Here is a 16,556-nt window from a genome sequence, read left to right on the forward strand (position 1 = left end):
ACTCTTCTACTAATATTGACCCAACTTGGCCTTGTTATCCTTATTTCAAAAAAGTAGTTCTTATTCAGCTGTTACGGCTTCTACTGATGAGATTTCGCCTTCTGTGTAGCCTACTACGAATGAGTCCATTACTGGGTTGTGGTCTTCATCGAATGAGATGTTTCCTGTTACCCCTTCAAAGTCTTGGGTTTCTTCTAGGGCGTCGCGGATGGCTTGTGGGTCTGTTGAACCGGCACGGTCGATGGCGTCAGCTGCTAAGCGGGCTGCGTCGTAACCACCTGCTGAGAACAAGTCTGGCTCTGTGTCAAATTCCGCACGGTATTTCTCTGCGAATTCGTTGGCTGCGTCTGAACCATATTCTCCTGTTACGAAGATGGTTGCGTAGTAGAAGTCGGTTACGTTTTCTGCACCAGCTAGGTTGATGAATTCATCATTACCTAATCCGTTTGGTCCTAAGATAGCAGCGTCGATGCCCATTTCACGGGCTTGTTTCACGATGGCCCCACCTTCAGGGTAGTAACCAGCGATGAATAATACGTCTGGACCTTGTGCTTTTACGTTGTTTAAGATTGAGCTGAAGTCAGTGTCTCCTGATAAGAATGACTCTTTGATGACAACGTCACCTGAGTAGTCTTCCTCAAATTGAGAGGCTAAGTTTTGACCATAATCAGATGAGTTATCTTGTAAAACGGCAGCCGTGCCCCAACCTTTCTCGTCCGCAAAACGGCCAAGTGCTTCCGTTTGGTTAGAGATTTGGAAGGCAATTTGGAAGACATAGTCAAATACATTTCCTTGTGAATCCAATGTTAAATCATCAACTGTTGCTGAAGGGATGATCATTGGGACTTGCGCGTTTTCTGCTGGTTGAATCGCTGCTTCTGTTGAGGCTGCGATATCTGACGCTAATAATACGGACAAGTTTTCATCTGCTAACAGACGAGTGGCTTCATTGGCAGACTCTTGAACGTTAGATTTGTTATCTGTTGCGATATAGTTGATTTGCTTACCATCGATACCACCGGCTTCGTTGATTTCATTGAAGGCTAACGTTGCGCCATCATTGATGTAAGAACCGTAAGCAGATGCTGATCCCGTTAAACCAAAGTCCCCGCCGATGTTAATCGTATCAGAATCTTCTGACCCTGCAGAAGAAGAGCTGTTAGCTGTTTGTGTAACCGAACCACAGGCAGCTAGAGTGGCTGCAGATAATAATGTTAAACCAAATTTCTTCAAATTCATATTTTCCTCCTAAAACAAACCCAACCATTATATACCAACAATGCAAACCTTTATCAAGTAGACTAAAAATTCGCTTATACCAATAAAAAAAGCCTCCCTAAATGGGAAGCTTAGGTCCCATCTAGTGTTTCAACACAAATAGGACATATGAAATTGGCTGCTGCCGAATTCCCTAAGTCCTAGAATCAATAATAATAATGACAATATGCTTATTATTTTGCGTTGTGCTTAACATAATGAGATGCCTCTTTCGTTTTCTAATATAATTTTAATTTATACTAAAAAGGTCAATAATGCAAGGTCTAATTAAAGAATAATGATAAAAAAGTGAGAAAAAGCTACCATGGGAAGAAAAGAAGGGCTAAAATCAGAATAAAAATCACATTTATAATGGTGAAAATCTTTAAATAAGCCCTAGAATCCATGGTCATAGCGTTTCGAATAATGGTAAAACCGATTAAGTTGGCTAATGAAGCCACCATGGTCCCTAAGCCCCCAATGTTGACCCCCATCAACAAGCTATGAGCCTGGTCTGTAAAGGGTGAAACCAGAATAGTGGTTGGCACATTTGAAAAGACTTGTGAAGCCAAGAGCCCAGTTAGGTAAGCCGTGGCCTTGCTTGAAATATTAGCTGCCAACCAAGTTTGGACAAGTGTTAAGTCAGTAATGTTTCCGACTAACACAAAAAATGAAGCGAAAGTCAGTAGCAGTAAATAATCCACTTGCAGTAAATACCGCCAGTTAGTCAGGAGGACATAGGCTACAATGAAGGTCACCGTCCAAAAAATATTAAATAAGCCAAAGATGGCAATGACCATGAGCCCCATGCCAATACTTGCTTGAATAACAATCGACCTATCTACTGCATTGCCCTCAACTTGTGTGTGGGCTGCCCTTTTCTCTACGAAGAGCGTTGCGGCCATAACTAGGATAAAGCCGGCAACCACCAGGGGTAGGGTCCACCACATGAAGCTGACGAAATCGACTGCATATGTTGAATAGATGATGAGGTTTTGTGGGTTGGAGAAGGGGAAGAAGACCCCGCCTAGGTTTGCGGCTACGACAATCAGGGTTGCCCCGAGTACACGGCCCTTGAATGCTGGTAGGTGGCGTAGGATGTTCAAGTAAATCGGTAGTAGGGTCAGGACGGCGATGTCGTTGGACAATAGGAATGACCCGAAGAATGAGGCCAGGACCATGGATTGGACGATGACACGGCTATTTCCGGACCAGTCGATTAATTTTATCGACGCCCACCGTAATAATCCTGACGTCTGGAAAAAGGCTAGGACAATCATCAAGCCGAATAAACTGACTAAGACGTCATATTTTATATAGGTCGGGTCAAATTGGCCGAAAATCACAGCGATTGTGGCCAAGCTTGCGGCAATCACAAAGAGCAGGTTCTGCCGTACCTAAATGTTCATTTTATGCATAAGTAAACTCCCTCAAATTTGTATTCCCATAAAAAAGCCACCAGCCAAGAAATCGGCGGTGACTCCATTAATTGCTACATTATTCTAACAAAAGAAAGTGAGATTAACTACGTAAAATTGCCTTGATTAGCAAATCCGAGAGGGCTTTTGACTATGAATAAATAGCGCGAATGATATTCTCAGTAGTAGACGCTAAATTATCTTTCGCATTGGCAATCAGATCATCCAAGCTAGCAGCACCTGGCGCAATGCCAAAGACTGCCTCAATGCCTTCAGTGTAGAGCTCATCAATACGCTTGCCAACATGGCCTGCTAAGGCGATGACCTTTTTATCGGGATTGACCGACTTGAAGGCCTGGGCAACACCATATGGGGTTTTTCCGAATTTCGTTTGGAAGTCAATGCCCCCTTCACCCGTCAAACATAAGTCACAGCCTACTGCCGCTTCCTTTAGTTTGGTATAGGCCAAAATCATTTCAATCCCCTTGTTCATCTCTGCGTCAGTAAAGGCTAGGAATCCACCGCCAAGACCACCCGCTGCTCCAGCACCTGGTGTATCCGCGATTGATTTACCTAAGTCTTCTTGGATAATGTCCGCAAATGCTTGTAAATTCTGGTCTAAACTAGCGACCATTTCTTCATCCGCCCCCTTTTGTGGGCCAAAAACAGCTGAAGCCCCTTCTGGACCAACCAGGGGATTGTTGACGTCAGAAGCGATGATAAAGTGGGTAGCTTTTAAACGTTTGTCTACTTGGTCAACTTTAATGGTTGCTAAGTCAGCCAAGGCGCCACCACCGTAGCCAATTTCATTGCCGGCTTTATCTATCAGTTGGTAGCCTAGTGCTTGGGCCATTCCAGCACCCCCATCATTGGTTGCAGAACCACCAAGGCCAATAATAATTTCTTGAATACCTTGGTCAAGACAAGCCAAAATCAATTGACCAGTTCCGTATGTTGTCGTCACCATTGGATCCTTTGTTTTCTCGGTGACGTAGCCTAAGCCAGATGCCTCAGCCATTTCAATGACGGCCGTTTTGCCATTACCTAGAAGCCCATATTTAGCCGTTACTGGATCACCTAAGGGACCAACCACTTCCGCTTCAATGACTTTCCCATCCGTTGCGTCAACTAAGGATTGGACAGTACCTTCACCACCATCCGCCATGGGAATCTCCACAATTTCCGCATCCGGCAGAGCTCGGCGAATGCCTATCGCCATTGCCTCGCAAGCCTCCAAAGCTGTCAAGGACCCCTTGAAGGAATCCGGTGCCACTAAAATTTTACGCATATACTTGTCACTCCCGTCTTGAATGTCTTTGTTTTATTCTACCAAAAAAGCGATTACAAAACCTGGATTGAAGTTCTTCGTTAACTTGAAAGAGATAATCTTGTGTGATATTTTAAGGCTAATATTAGTGGTAAAAATTTTTGTAGGCATTCGTTAAAGGATGCCTTGATGGAAGCGCTAGATAAATTCTAAAATATTCAGGGTTTCGTGTATTGAAGAGGTGATACTTTTGCTAGGCATGTCTAAAACAAGATTTTTTATTGGTTTTTGCTTATCCTTATTTCTACTTTATGGCATGGTATCACAAAGTAGTCAAATGATGAATATCGGTAGTCTCGCAACACTTATCTATCTCGTAATCCTAACCATCTATGATTTTGTGGTTAAAAGACGTCAGAAATAATAGTCATCACAGGAGGCTATAATATGCATACATCTTCCTTTGGCGTTACGGATGAAGAATACTTATTTATTCAATATATGGCCAAATTGAATAACTTGAGTGTTTCAGAATTAGTGAGAACAAGTCTTCTGACAGACCTAGAAAAGCAAATAGATATAACCTTGTACGAGAAAGCAATGGCACAACATCAACCAAAAGATGAAAGCATATCTCACCAAGAGACGCTGGAAGAGTTGGGCTTTTAGGCTGTAATAAATTTTAAACATATAAAATAAGAACCAAGATTTAGGATTATGCGCTTGCACTTTTTCCCTAGTCTAGGTCCTTTTTGCTATGTTTTATTCACTTTCAACGACGATATCATCTGACAATTCTGCCCAGTGGTTGGTTGGTCCGTGTCCATGGCCGACGTCGATTCCGTCTGCGATGGCTCCCTGTATAAACTGCTTGCCGATAATGATAGCGTCCTTCAAGCCAGTTCCTTTAGCCAATTCGGCTGCGATTGCGGCTGACAAGGTATCCCCAGTCCCATGGGTGTTTTCTGTATTGACCCGTGGACTAGACAGCCATAATTGTTCCCCGTTTTCAAAGAGAACTAAGTCTCTGGCCCGTTCTGCTTTTGAATGGCCCCCTTTGACAATCACGTTTTTAGCCCCGTATCCTTGTATCTTCAGTCCCGCCCCCAACATATCCGCTTCTGATTCGATGGTCATGTCAGCGATGATTTCTGCTTCTGGAATATTTGGTGTGACTAAGGTCGCAAGAGGGAGTAATTTATTTCGAATGGCGTCGACGGCGTCTTGGTCCAACAATTGATGCCCACCCTTAGCCACCATGACTGGGTCAACGATTAAAGGTCCAAAGTCTACCTCTTTCAGATTTTTAACCACATTCTCTACATAAGCCCCGTTAAATAACATGCCTGTTTTGACAGCGCCGATTTTGAAGTCCGCTTTCAATGAGGCAAATTGTGCATCGATAAAGTCCTGGGGTACTGGTAAGGCCGATTGGACGCCTAGGGTGTTTTGGGCAGTCAAGGCGACAACAATCGACATACCAAAGGCTTTGCGAGCTTGGAAAGTTTTCAAGTCAGCTTGAATCCCTGCACCCCCGCCTGAGTCTGATCCTGCGATTGTCACTACTTGTGGTGTTGAATTTACCATTTAGTCCACCTCCAAAATATCCGCTACTTTAGCTTTTAAATCTCTTACGCGTTGTGTCACCGAATCTGCCAACATAATTTCAGAAACCACTGAAATCCCCGCAATCCCACTACCGGCTAATGTTTTAATATTATCCAGTTGAATGCCGCCAATTGCGACAACGGGGATGGCTACTTGGCTGGTGATCGTCTGTAGAGTTTCTACTGTCACTAGGCTAGAATCCTTGGTGGTTGTTGGGAAGATGGCCCCAACACCCAAATAATCCGCCCCTTGTTGGTAGGCTTCTTCTGCCCGCGCTAGGGTTTTGGTTGAGACCCCTAAAATCTTGTCTGGTCCGATGAGTTTCCGAACCACGTCAACCGGCAATTCGTCGTCGCCAATATGGACACCCGCTGCGTCCACCGCTAGCGCTAAGTCCACCCGGTCGTTGATAATCAATGGCACATCATATCGGTCGGTGATGGCTTTCAATTTTTGGGCTAAGGCGTAAGCATCGCGGCTGGTTGCCGTTTTGTCCCGGAATTGAACCAAAGTAACCCCCGCCTTGACTGCGTCTTCAACCACTTGTAAAAAGGCGTCTTCTTGGTAATCAAAACCTGCTGTGACTAGATATAAACTGTAATCCATTATAGTTGACCTCCCTTGATACCTGTTACCCATCCATCGTCTTCTAACAATAGGGATAGGTTATTCAATGTTGCTTGTCTAAAATCGGCTAGACCATGTGTTGTTGTGTCCGCTTTTTCACCACATAAATTGAAGTAAGATACCGCTAAAATCACAGCCTCTAGGGCTGGTTGACCAGCTCCTAATAAGGCTGTAATCAAGGCGCCGATAATGTCTCCAGTCCCAGTAAAGCGACCAAGATTGTCTACCCCATTCTTCAAGTAGTAAATGCCTGATGCATCAGCGACCACGTCTACTGGTCCTGTTGCTAATAGAGTTGTGCCAGTATTGTCTGACACCCATTCTTGCATGGCTTGGCCCAGTTCCACTAAGCCCGCCTCACTTTGGTCATCGGCCCCAGCATCAACACCTCGTCCAGTCGACCCTAGACCACAGAATGTCCGCATTTCAGACAAGTTACCCTTGATGACCTCTGGTGTGGATGCGCTGATTTCTTGTGCTAGGTCATTACGCAAGGGACTGGCCGAAGCCCCTACTAAATCCAGCACGAAAGGCGTGTCTGTTTCGTCAGCTGTTCTAGCAGCCAATAAAATGTTGCGGATTTTCTCAGGCGACAAACTCCCAATATTGATCAAGGCCCCATCGTTTTGATTAAAGAAAATCTCCATCTCAGCTGCCTGGTCTGCCATGACTGGGGCCGCCCCCACATATAATAAAGCGTTGGCCACTGATTCCACCGTCACGGTATTGGTTAAGCACTGGATTAGCGGACTTTTAGCTAATGGGAAGGGGTTGTCGTAAGTTGGTAAAGCTTTTAATGTATATAAATCGATTGTCATCTTTTAATCCTTTCAATATCGCATCTTTTAAATCATTATGGTGAAATATCATCGGTGTTCAATTATCTAGATATCTTTTTGAAAAAAAAAGCCCCCTTTCCTGTCAGTATTCGACAAAAGGGGGAAATAGTCGTCCAAATGAATGATAGCAAGGCAAAAAGCCAAACGAATCATATTTTTGACAATATTTACTGCATTTTCCTTCGCCAGTATTAACTGTATCAGGTTCCATGGGTATATTCTCAGCTGTCACAGCACCCCAAATGTCTCTATGAATTAACTCTATTCAAACAATCTTTTAAAGGAATGTCAACCCTCTCAATTCGAGGCATTATTGAAAGATAGTTTAAAAAATTAAGCCTTAGGCCTTATGCTTGACCTATCATCACCTTAGATGGCATATTGTCTGTCTAAAGAATATTATTGTTTACGCACTATTGTAAGCATGTGATTGGTATGGATATAATAAGGGAATTCGACACAACTTTATAGGAGGTCTAAAAGTATGAAAAATTTTGAACATTACAGCCAAGTCGACACGGAAGTCCTTAGAGAAATATGGAATGATATTTTGGTGGACGGTGTCGCCTTCCCTGGTTTAGACCTCTATTCAAGTGCCGCATTTGAGAAGAAACTGGCTTCTTATGATCAAGTTGACGTCTTGTTGGTGGATGATCAGATTGCTGGCTACTACCTGATTAAAGCAAATAACGAAGGTCGGGCAAGTCACGTAGCGAACGGGACTTACGCAGTGAATAAAGCCTTCCGGGGTCGAGGTTTGATCAATGACTTGGTAGCAAAATCCATTGAAACGGCTAAAGCGCGCGGTTTTAGAGGGATTCAATTTAACGCGGTTGTGGCCGAAAACAAGGCTGCTATCCATACTTACGAGAAATTTGGCTTTGAAATTGTGGGAACTATTCCAGGCGGTTTCCAAGTGAAAGAAGGTCGTTATGTGGATATGCATATCATGTATCTAGATTTAACGAAGACAAATCCCTAAATTAGGTCTTAGGACGGATACATCTACCCCTTTTTCCCATTAATATATAGACATGAGAAAGGATGATGTACGCAATGAAACAAACATCAAAAATGACCTTGGGCAAGTTCGCTAAAGCCTTATTTAATAAGGAAACACCTACCTACATCAAGGCGATTACTGGATTAGCACTCGCTTATACCGTCTTCCCAGCTGATGTCTTACCAGATATCTTCGGTCCCTTGGGATTTGTGGATGACGCAGCGGTAATTGGTGTCTTGACGACGATTGCCATGTCCTTATTAGATCATTACAATGAAAAACAAGCTACGCAAACAGCCAATACACACACCGACTTTGATCCAAATAAAGTGATCAACTAGATTAAAATACCTACCCCTAAAAGCCGTGAACCCACTACCCCGGGTATCATGGCTTATTTTTATTGGCTATGACAAAATTAAAACCACCAACAAGCTAGCATTAACTAAGTCGCTGGTGGTTGTGTTAGATCTATAACATTTTATAACTAATTCTAGTCTCAATATTGGGCTCTTCTTACGCATAGACATCCGTATGTCATTGCGTTCCGACGGTTGCTAGAACCGTTGTCGCCACTGGGCATACCGGTAATTCTTCTTTCGCTAACATGATTCCACCTCAATCGACTTTCTATTACAAGTATCATACCAGAAATTTGCCTGATGATTATTGTAAAAAGACTACAGACATCGATTTAGTGACCCTTTAACGAGAATTAACTTTGTCTATTTTACATTTTATAAATAAAAGTACGATAGTTATTGCAGTTTCTCATGACGGCCGATATAATGTTGGGCAATATGGGAAATTTTAGATACATTTGGGAGAAATATGAATAATGAAGAAAAAGAATATTAACTGGTTACGTTTGTTGGCCTATTTTGGTTTATTGATAATATTTATCGGGTTATCACCATTCATTTTAGTTGTTGCACCTATTCTGGCCTTGTTTTTCTACAAGTTTAAACCAAATAATCAATGGTTCAAAAACAGCTTGATTGCCTTTGCAGCTGCATTAATCGCTACGATTGTCATCTTTTCAATAGATACAGGTGATACTGAAGCCAATCAAACCGACCTACAATCACAAGCACAAGTCGTATCCTCAGATCAAGCTTCTGATAAGGATTCCGATGAGGCTTCTGAATCAGCAGCCGAAGAAGCGGCTGCTAACTCCGCTAAAGATGCGTCACGAAAATCCTCCAAGGAATTTTATGACAAAAAATTAGCCGCTGAATCAAGTGCGCGCCAAGCCTCTTCTATGAAACGTGCTGAAGCAGAGTCTAAAGAAAAAGCAGCCGCCGAAGCTAAAGCTGAAAGTGAAATTGCCAACCAAGCAAACGCTGAATTCACAAAAGTACGGACAGTACCTGCTGGGCAAACTTATATAGAAATTAACAATAATATCCCTTACTTTACAGATGCGGATATTACATCGACTGAAGCCTACGAATCATACGGTGAACTGGATAGTTTAGGTCGGGTAACCGCCGCAAACGCTGTCCTCGGCGTCGAACTGATGCCTACTACAGAACGTGGTGATATTTCAGATATCAAACCCACTGGCTGGCAACAAGCCAAGTATGCCAATGTTTCTGGTGGTTGGTTGTATAACCGGTCTCATTTGATCGGCCACCAACTAACTGGTGAAGATGCCAATGCCCGCAATTTGATGACTGGGACTAGATGGTTTAATACTGAAGGGATGTTGCCATTTGAGAACTTTGTGGCTAACTATATTGAAGAAACAGAAAACCATGTCCGCTACCGCGTTACACCATCATTTGAAGGGGATAACCTACTGGCATCCGGTGTATACATGGAAGGTTTCTCTATTGAAGATAACGGTGCAACTATCCAATTCAATATCTATGTACCAAACATCCAACCAGACGTTGAAATCAATTATGCAGACGGCTCATCAGTAGGTCCTGAAGGCCCAACACAAGATGAATCGTTACCAAACTTAAACCAATCTTCAACCGTTTCTGAAACTGCCCCTACAGCTGAAAGTGCACCCGCTACTACAGCACCCGCATCTGGTGGTGATGTCAGTTCGGTTGATGCCAACGGCAACGGACAGGTAACCATTAAAGAAGCCAAAGCAGCAGGCTTTTCAATGCCTATTTATTCAGACCATTGGTTGTATCCATATATGGATGACCGTGACGGCGATGGTATGGTTGGTGAGTAATCCGCCCTACAAGTTGTATATACGCGAAAAAAGACGAATTGCGCTTCAAAAAGAGTGCATTTCGTCTTTTATTATTGTAATGATTAAGCTAAGTCTTCGCCGTCTGAATCGATGGCTTTATGGTAATTAATTTCAATTACCGTCTCGCAGCATACCATACTTACCCCGCTCCACTTGAAGATATCAAACAAGTGCTACAATAGATGACTGCAAATAACGAAGAATACTACATTAATTTAGACAATTTATTTTTATTGGGCGATTCTGCAGGTGGTCAACTTACTCAACAGTACCCTACAATTGCTTCAAATCCTAATTATCAAAATTTATTTGACTTTCAAGTACCTAACATCCAATTTAACGCTGTTGGTTTAAATTGTGGTGTCTATTACATCGGCAATAATATCGGTTCCCCTGATGATTTTCCTTATTACCTCGATGGAAAAATGACTGATCAACTAAAAGCTCAATTACCCGTTGAACAATACATCTCCACCAACTTTCCCCCTGCTTTTGTCATGACTTCAAGCCATGATTTCCTAAGAGAAAGTAGTATCCAATTTGGTCAATTTTTAATTTCTAAAGGGAGTGAAGTCTACTTTAAAATCTATCAAAACCCTGATGGTACACCACTAAATCATGTATTTCACATCGACCAAAAATCATCTATTGCTAGAAAATGTAACCTTGACCAACTTGATTACTTTAGTAAACATATCCATTAATTACGACGACTATAAAGTCAGTGAAAACATTTATTATGTTTCACTGACTTTATTTTTGATACTTATTTTCCAGCAACCATTTTAACCAATGAATGGCCGCTCTTTTTTCCACGTATTTATCTATAACAACAATTCATATGGCGACAATAGTTTTGCTTTGGTAATCATGTGCGCAATTTCTTCCGGTGACTCTTTTCCATCTTTTTTGATCCACAAAGTCATAATCCCCACAATTGATGATAGTAAGATTTCAATCGCATAGTCTTCAGGCACGTCAAGTTTCTCAAACTTTACGCGATTAGACTGCTTCACCTTTATATCAATCAGTTGTCCAATAATAGACTTTAAGGTTTGCATGAAATTGGGATCCCCACCTGGGCTGGCAATAGTTTTTACAAAGTCAAATTCACCTTTAACATAGACTAAGGCTTCTAAAATTTCATCGTATGGAATCAATTCTAAAGATTCCTTGGCTTCTTTGTGACCTGAATCCTTTAAAATAATCGCCTCTAAATCAAACATCACTTCTTCTTCTAGCTTGTTCATTAAGTCATACTTATCTACATAATGCAGATAAAAGGTCCCACGATTGATGTCACATTTTCTGGCGATATCACTCACAGTCATCGCTTCAAATCCCTTTTCATGTACTAAATCAATAAAGGCTGCTTTAATTTTTTCTTTTGTTTCCATCTTCCGGCTCATTTATTGTCCTACTTTCTTTGAATAAATTAATTGATAAATTTTATTATAAAATCAACACTTTTTTGTATTTTGTTTATTGAATCTCTTGCACAATCATTATATACTCTCTAAGTAAATAAATCAACACGTTGTTCATTTGCTTGGGCAATCATTTTATATTTATAAGGAAGGAAATGAAAATGAGTTACATAGAGGTTATTAATAGTTCTAAACATTATAAAATGGGTGAGAATGTCATCACTGCGAATAATGATGTAAATTTTTCAATTGAAAAAGGTGAATTAGCCATTATTCTAGGATCATCCGGTGCCGGAAAATCTACCATGCTAAATATTCTTGGTGGAATGGACACAAATGACGAAGGTCAAGTCATCATTGATGGCAATGACATCTCTACTTATAACAAAAAGCAATTAACAAAATACCGCCGAGAAGATGTAGGTTTCGTATTTCAATTTTATAATTTAGTGCCTAACTTGACTTCTAAGGAGAATGTAGAGTTGGCTTCTGAAATAGTTAAAGATGCGAGTGATCCTATCGAGGTATTAGAGGGTGTAGGTTTAGCTGAGAGAATCAATAACTTCCCTGCACAATTATCCGGTGGTGAGCAACAACGCGTTTCGATCGCTAGAGCGGTTGCTAAAAAACCAAAAATCTTACTATGTGATGAGCCAACAGGTGCTTTAGACTTTGAAACGGGTAAACAAGTCCTACAAATCTTACAAGATATGAGTCGCAAGAATGGTGCCACTGTAGTTATCGTGACACATAATGCAGCCATTGCACCTATTGCTGATAGAGTTATTCACATGCGTAACGCTACAGTGGAATCTATTGAAGTAAATGATGCACCTGAAAATATCTCAGATATCGAATGGTAGGTGACAAATAAACATGAAAAAGAAAATGTTATGGAAGGATATTCGAAAATCAATCACTAAATCTAAAGGTAGATTTTTCTCTATCATGGGGTTAATGTTGATAGGTTCTTTTGCCTTAATTGGTTTAAAAGTGACCGGACCAGATATGCGAGCAACTGGTGAGCATTATTTTGACGAGTTAAACGTTTCTGATATCACTGTGATTGGTTCAATGGGTATTGATGATGATGATGTTAAAATCTTGGATAAAACCTCGGGCTTGGCAGATATTGAATATGGCTATTTAAAGGATGTCACTATTGATGATAGCCATACAGCTATTCGTGTATTCTCAATGGGAGAAGATATCTCTGATTATGAATTAGTGGAAGGTCAATTACCTAAAGCAAGTAATGAAATAGCGATAGATGCTAGCTTTGATGATCAATATCAAGTAGGCGATAAAATTGACCTGTCAGAACAGGCAGATGCCTCTGGTGATACCGTACTAAAAGAAGACACCTATGAAATTGTCGGTTTTGTTTATTCTGGTGAGATTTTATCCAATCTAAACCAAGGTGCTTCTACAGCCGGAACCGGTGCCTTAAAAGGTTACGCGATTGTACCTGAATCTGCGTTTGATTCAGATGTCTACATGCTGGCTCGATTAAGATTCGATGATTTAATCAATATCGATCCTTATTCAGATACTTACACTGAAAGACTTCAAGTTCACAAAGATGATTTAGATGATGCCTTAGCAAACCAACCAGAAAATCGTCTTGAAACAATTAAAAATGATTATCAATCGGAAATTGATGATGGCCAAAAACAAATTGATGATGCCAAGAAGAAATTGGCAGATGGACAAGCACAACTAGATGATGCCAAACAACAATTAATTGATGGTCAAGCTGAAATTGAAGATGCACAAAATCAATTAGACACTAAAGTAGCTGACGCCACTGCACAAATTAATGATGGTGCCAATCAAATTGCGAATGCCCATGCTACAATTGATGATAGTCAAGCACAATTAGATGCTGCTAAAGCGCAGTTAGCTAATGGGCAAGCTACATTGGACGAAAAGTGGAACCAACTACAAGATGGTAAAGCTAAATTAAACCAATCAAAGAAACAGTTAAATGATAGTCAAAATCAGTTAACTGCCGCAAGAAGCCAATTAGATCAAGGTCAAACGGCGATTGCTAATGGCTATAGTCAATTAGCTGAAAAGAAAGCCCAAATAAATAGCGCCGAGGCAGAAATCGCCAAAGGCAAAGAAACGCTCAATAACAAACAAGCTGAGTACGATAACAAGTACAGTGAATACACGAAAAACTTAAATGCTTTTGAGGAAAAACAAGCTGACTACAAAGAAAAAGCGAGTCAAGTAGAAGGCGCACAAAATCAACTTGATCAAACCAGTCAGGAATTAACTAATGGTAAAGCAAATTATGAAAAAGGTATTCAAGCTTTAACCGAACAAATCACTAGTCTACAAAATAAATTAGATGCAGGCGATTTAAATGAAGCTGATACTGCTGAGCTACAAGCACAAATTGCTGACCTACAAGAAAAATTAGATGCTAGCCAAAGTGAATATGAATCCTTCATGAATTCAACATACACTCCTGGAATGGCAAAAATAGAGGCTAGTCAAGCTGAGTTAGATCAACAGAAATCAGCATTAGAAAGTGCTAAAAGTCAACTAAATGCTGGCCAAGAACAATTAAATAGTGCTAAAGCACAATTAGATACTGCTAACAAACAATTAAGTGATGGTAACGCAGCATTATCTAGCAATCAAGCCAAAATTGATGATGGTAAAGCTCAAATTGAAGCAGCAACTGCTAGCTTAAGCGAGAATGAAGCCCTCTTACAAGAAAAAGAAGCGGCATACCAAGATGGCTTATCCAAATACAATGCCGGTATCCAATCTTATAATGACGGTTTAAATACTTACTATGAGGGTCTAGCACAATGGACTGCTGGTGTAGAGACATTAGATAAGAAATCAGCGGAATACCAAGCGAATGTAGATAAGTTAGCCGCAGCAAAAGCGGAATTAGCTGATAAAGAAGCGGAATTAGCCCAAGCAGAAGACCAATTAGCAACTGAATCTGCGGATGCTGAAGCCCAAATTGCAGATGCCAAAGAAAGTCTTGCTGAGGGTCAGGCAGAATACGAAGATAAAGCCGCTGAATTCGCTAAAACTAAAGCGGATGCTGAAGATGAAATAGCAGAAAAAGAAGATGAACTAGCCGAAGCACAAGAAAGGGTGGATAATTTATCCTTACCAACTTATTCCGTAAATAGTCGTCGGGAGATTCCAGGTAGCGAGGGGTATAAAATCTACAGTACCATTTCAAATATTGTAGATTCCCTAGCAAATATCTTCCCAATCTTCTTATACTTCGTTGCTGCACTCGTTACCTTTACTACCATGACACGCTTTGTAGACGAAGAACGGACTAAATCAGGTACCTTGAAAGCCCTAGGTTATGATGACCAAGACGTTATTAAGAAATTTACTTTCTACGGTTTAACCGCCAGCTTATCTGGTACTATTTTAGGGATTATCTTAGGACACACCCTACTCCCTTATATTGTTTACAATGCTTATAGTGCAAGCTATACCTTGCCACCCATTGAATTACACTTCCATTGGGCAATTTCCTTGGTTGCCATTCTTTTAGCGTTATTAGCGGCTGTTTTACCAGCCTACTTAGTAGCGAAGAGAGAATTACAAGAACAACCTGCGCAACTGCTTTTACCAAAAGCACCTAGTGCTGGATCTAAGATTTTATTAGAACGAATTACACCAATTTGGAACCGGATGTCCTTCACCCACAAAGTAACAGCAAGAAACATTTTCCGTTATAAACAACGGATGCTAATGACAATCTTTGGTGTTGCCGGCGCTACTGCCTTATTATTCTCAGGGCTTAGCGTACAATCATCTATCGGTGAAATTAACCAACGTCAATTTGGTGAATTAATCCATTACGATATGATTGTAGCAGAAAATGACTATGTCTCTGATCAACAAAATGATGAGATTAAGGATACTTTATCTTCTCAAGACATTGATCAATTCGGTGAAGTAGCATATCAAGAGTTAACAACTGTCGGTGGAAAACAAAACGATACACAAGATATCACTTTAATTTCCCCAGAAAACTTAGATGAATTTTCAGACTATATTCAATTAACTGAACGTGGTTCTGATGAAACGCTAAACTTACCTGATGATGGTGTAGTAATTTCTGAACGACTAGCTACCCTAGTAGACGCTGAAGTGGGTGATACAATTACACTTCAAGATACGAACGGTAAAGACCGTGAAATGAAAGTATCAGGAATTACAGAAATGTATATTGGTCACTTTGTCTTCGCTAGTCCACAAGTTTATGAATCAATTTACGGTGAGGATTACCAATCTAATGCTTATCTAGTCAACTTAAAAGATGATTCAATTAAGAACACAGAAAATCAAGCTGCAAAATTCATTGAATTAGACGGTGTTGCCGGTGTAGTACAAAACACTACCCTAATGAATCAAATCGATACAATTGTTCATTCATTGGATAAAATCATGACTGTTCTAATTGTTGTTGCTGGTTTACTAGGTATCGTTATCCTATATAACCTAACGAATATTAATGTGTCTGAACGGATGCGTGAATTATCCACTATCAAAGTACTTGGTTTCTTTGATAATGAAGTTACCTTATATATTTACCGTGAAACGATCGTTTTAACGGCCCTCGGTATACTAGTAGGTTTCGGTATTGGTGAACTGCTCCACCAATATATTATTCGAATCGTTCCACCTGCTGATGTAATGTTTAACCCTGCACTAGCAGCGACAAGCTTTATTGTTCCAGCTGTTATTATCGGATCAATTACAGCTGTTCTAGCCTATATCATTTATAAACGTCTACAACACGTCGATATGCTAGAAGCATTAAAATCAGTCGATTAATTGGATTATTTATCCTATAAAAAAAGAATCCCTAGAAGTATGCATGTATATGTTTACTTCTAGGG

The 16,556-nt window shown here is 40.7% G+C and carries 14 protein-coding genes and 1 riboswitch; of the genes, 7 read left to right on the forward strand and 7 right to left on the reverse strand.

Annotation, left to right across the window (positions count from 1 at the left end; genetic code table 11):
* Positions 1 to 60 precede the first annotated feature (60 nt).
* From A6J77_RS02490 to A6J77_RS02500, 3 genes are all read right to left on the reverse strand, one after another.
* The gene (locus A6J77_RS02490; protein ID WP_083067975.1) at positions 61 to 1,239 is read right to left on the reverse strand and encodes an ABC transporter substrate-binding protein; all 1,179 of its coding nucleotides are present in this window, start codon (positions 1,237 to 1,239) and stop codon (positions 61 to 63) included.
* A 338-nt stretch (positions 1,240 to 1,577) separates the two neighbouring features.
* Positions 1,578 to 2,633, reverse strand: coding sequence for an SLC13 family permease (locus A6J77_RS02495; RefSeq protein WP_193756630.1), 1,056 nt, complete (start codon positions 2,631 to 2,633; stop codon positions 1,578 to 1,580).
* A gap of 193 nt (positions 2,634 to 2,826) precedes the next feature.
* Positions 2,827 to 3,963: a glycerate kinase gene (locus A6J77_RS02500; protein ID WP_083067977.1), complete on the reverse strand. Its 1,137-nt coding sequence runs from the start codon at positions 3,961 to 3,963 to the stop codon at positions 2,827 to 2,829.
* Between the two features lie 426 nt (positions 3,964 to 4,389).
* On the opposite strand from A6J77_RS02500, the gene relB reads away from it, so the two are divergent.
* Positions 4,390 to 4,611, forward strand: a complete 222-nt coding sequence (relB, locus tag A6J77_RS02505; protein ID WP_083067979.1) for a type II toxin-antitoxin system RelB family antitoxin — start codon at positions 4,390 to 4,392, stop codon at positions 4,609 to 4,611.
* A gap of 93 nt (positions 4,612 to 4,704) precedes the next feature.
* Here the strand turns inward: relB and thiD are convergent, their stop codons facing one another.
* From thiD to A6J77_RS02520, 3 genes are read right to left on the reverse strand one after another with little or no spacing between them, the layout of a single operon-like run.
* Positions 4,705 to 5,529 carry a bifunctional hydroxymethylpyrimidine kinase/phosphomethylpyrimidine kinase gene (gene thiD / locus A6J77_RS02510; RefSeq protein WP_083067981.1) on the reverse strand — a complete coding sequence of 275 codons (825 nt, stop codon included), beginning with the start codon at positions 5,527 to 5,529 and terminating at the stop codon, positions 4,705 to 4,707.
* The gene (gene thiE / locus A6J77_RS02515; protein WP_083067983.1) at positions 5,530 to 6,156 is read right to left on the reverse strand and encodes a thiamine phosphate synthase; all 627 of its coding nucleotides are present in this window, start codon (positions 6,154 to 6,156) and stop codon (positions 5,530 to 5,532) included.
* The gene (locus A6J77_RS02520; protein ID WP_083067985.1) at positions 6,156 to 6,995 is read right to left on the reverse strand and encodes a hydroxyethylthiazole kinase; all 840 of its coding nucleotides are present in this window, start codon (positions 6,993 to 6,995) and stop codon (positions 6,156 to 6,158) included. Before A6J77_RS02520 ends, thiE begins: the two co-directional genes overlap by 1 nt.
* A 181-nt stretch (positions 6,996 to 7,176) precedes the next feature.
* A riboswitch (TPP riboswitch) is annotated at positions 7,177 to 7,267 on the reverse strand.
* Between the two features lie 233 nt (positions 7,268 to 7,500).
* On the opposite strand from A6J77_RS02520, the gene A6J77_RS02525 reads away from it, so the two are divergent.
* The 4 genes from A6J77_RS02525 to A6J77_RS02540 all read left to right on the forward strand — a co-directional run bounded on the left by A6J77_RS02525 (position 7,501) and on the right by A6J77_RS02540 (position 10,938).
* Positions 7,501 to 7,998 (forward strand): GNAT family N-acetyltransferase, encoded by a 498-nt coding sequence (locus A6J77_RS02525; protein WP_083067986.1) that lies wholly within the window; start codon positions 7,501 to 7,503, stop codon positions 7,996 to 7,998.
* Between the two features lie 74 nt (positions 7,999 to 8,072).
* Positions 8,073 to 8,360 (forward strand): YkvA family protein, encoded by a 288-nt coding sequence (locus tag A6J77_RS02530; protein WP_225968889.1) that lies wholly within the window; start codon positions 8,073 to 8,075, stop codon positions 8,358 to 8,360.
* A gap of 497 nt (positions 8,361 to 8,857) precedes the next feature.
* Complete coding sequence (locus tag A6J77_RS02535) at positions 8,858 to 10,213, forward strand: DNA/RNA non-specific endonuclease (protein WP_083067988.1); 1,356 nt, start codon at positions 8,858 to 8,860, stop codon at positions 10,211 to 10,213.
* Between the two features lie 203 nt (positions 10,214 to 10,416).
* The gene (locus A6J77_RS02540) at positions 10,417 to 10,938 is read left to right on the forward strand and encodes an alpha/beta hydrolase (protein WP_083067989.1); all 522 of its coding nucleotides are present in this window, start codon (positions 10,417 to 10,419) and stop codon (positions 10,936 to 10,938) included.
* Positions 10,939 to 11,058: 120 nt separating this feature from the next.
* Here the strand turns inward: A6J77_RS02540 and A6J77_RS02545 are convergent, their stop codons facing one another.
* Positions 11,059 to 11,643: a TetR/AcrR family transcriptional regulator gene (locus tag A6J77_RS02545; RefSeq protein WP_083067991.1), complete on the reverse strand. Its 585-nt coding sequence runs from the start codon at positions 11,641 to 11,643 to the stop codon at positions 11,059 to 11,061.
* A gap of 179 nt (positions 11,644 to 11,822) precedes the next feature.
* Between A6J77_RS02545 and A6J77_RS02550 the strand changes: the two genes are divergently transcribed.
* Together A6J77_RS02550 and A6J77_RS02555 are read left to right on the forward strand one after the other, a co-directional pair.
* Positions 11,823 to 12,524 (forward strand): ABC transporter ATP-binding protein, encoded by a 702-nt coding sequence (locus A6J77_RS02550; protein ID WP_083067993.1) that lies wholly within the window; start codon positions 11,823 to 11,825, stop codon positions 12,522 to 12,524.
* A 13-nt stretch (positions 12,525 to 12,537) separates the two neighbouring features.
* Complete coding sequence (locus A6J77_RS02555; RefSeq protein ID WP_083067994.1) at positions 12,538 to 16,491, forward strand: FtsX-like permease family protein; 3,954 nt, start codon at positions 12,538 to 12,540, stop codon at positions 16,489 to 16,491.
* The last annotated feature ends 65 nt before the right edge of the window (positions 16,492 to 16,556 follow it).

Origin of the sequence: Aerococcus viridans, assembly GCF_002083135.2 — a bacterium.
Lineage (GTDB): Bacteria > Bacillota > Bacilli > Lactobacillales > Aerococcaceae > Aerococcus > Aerococcus viridans_C.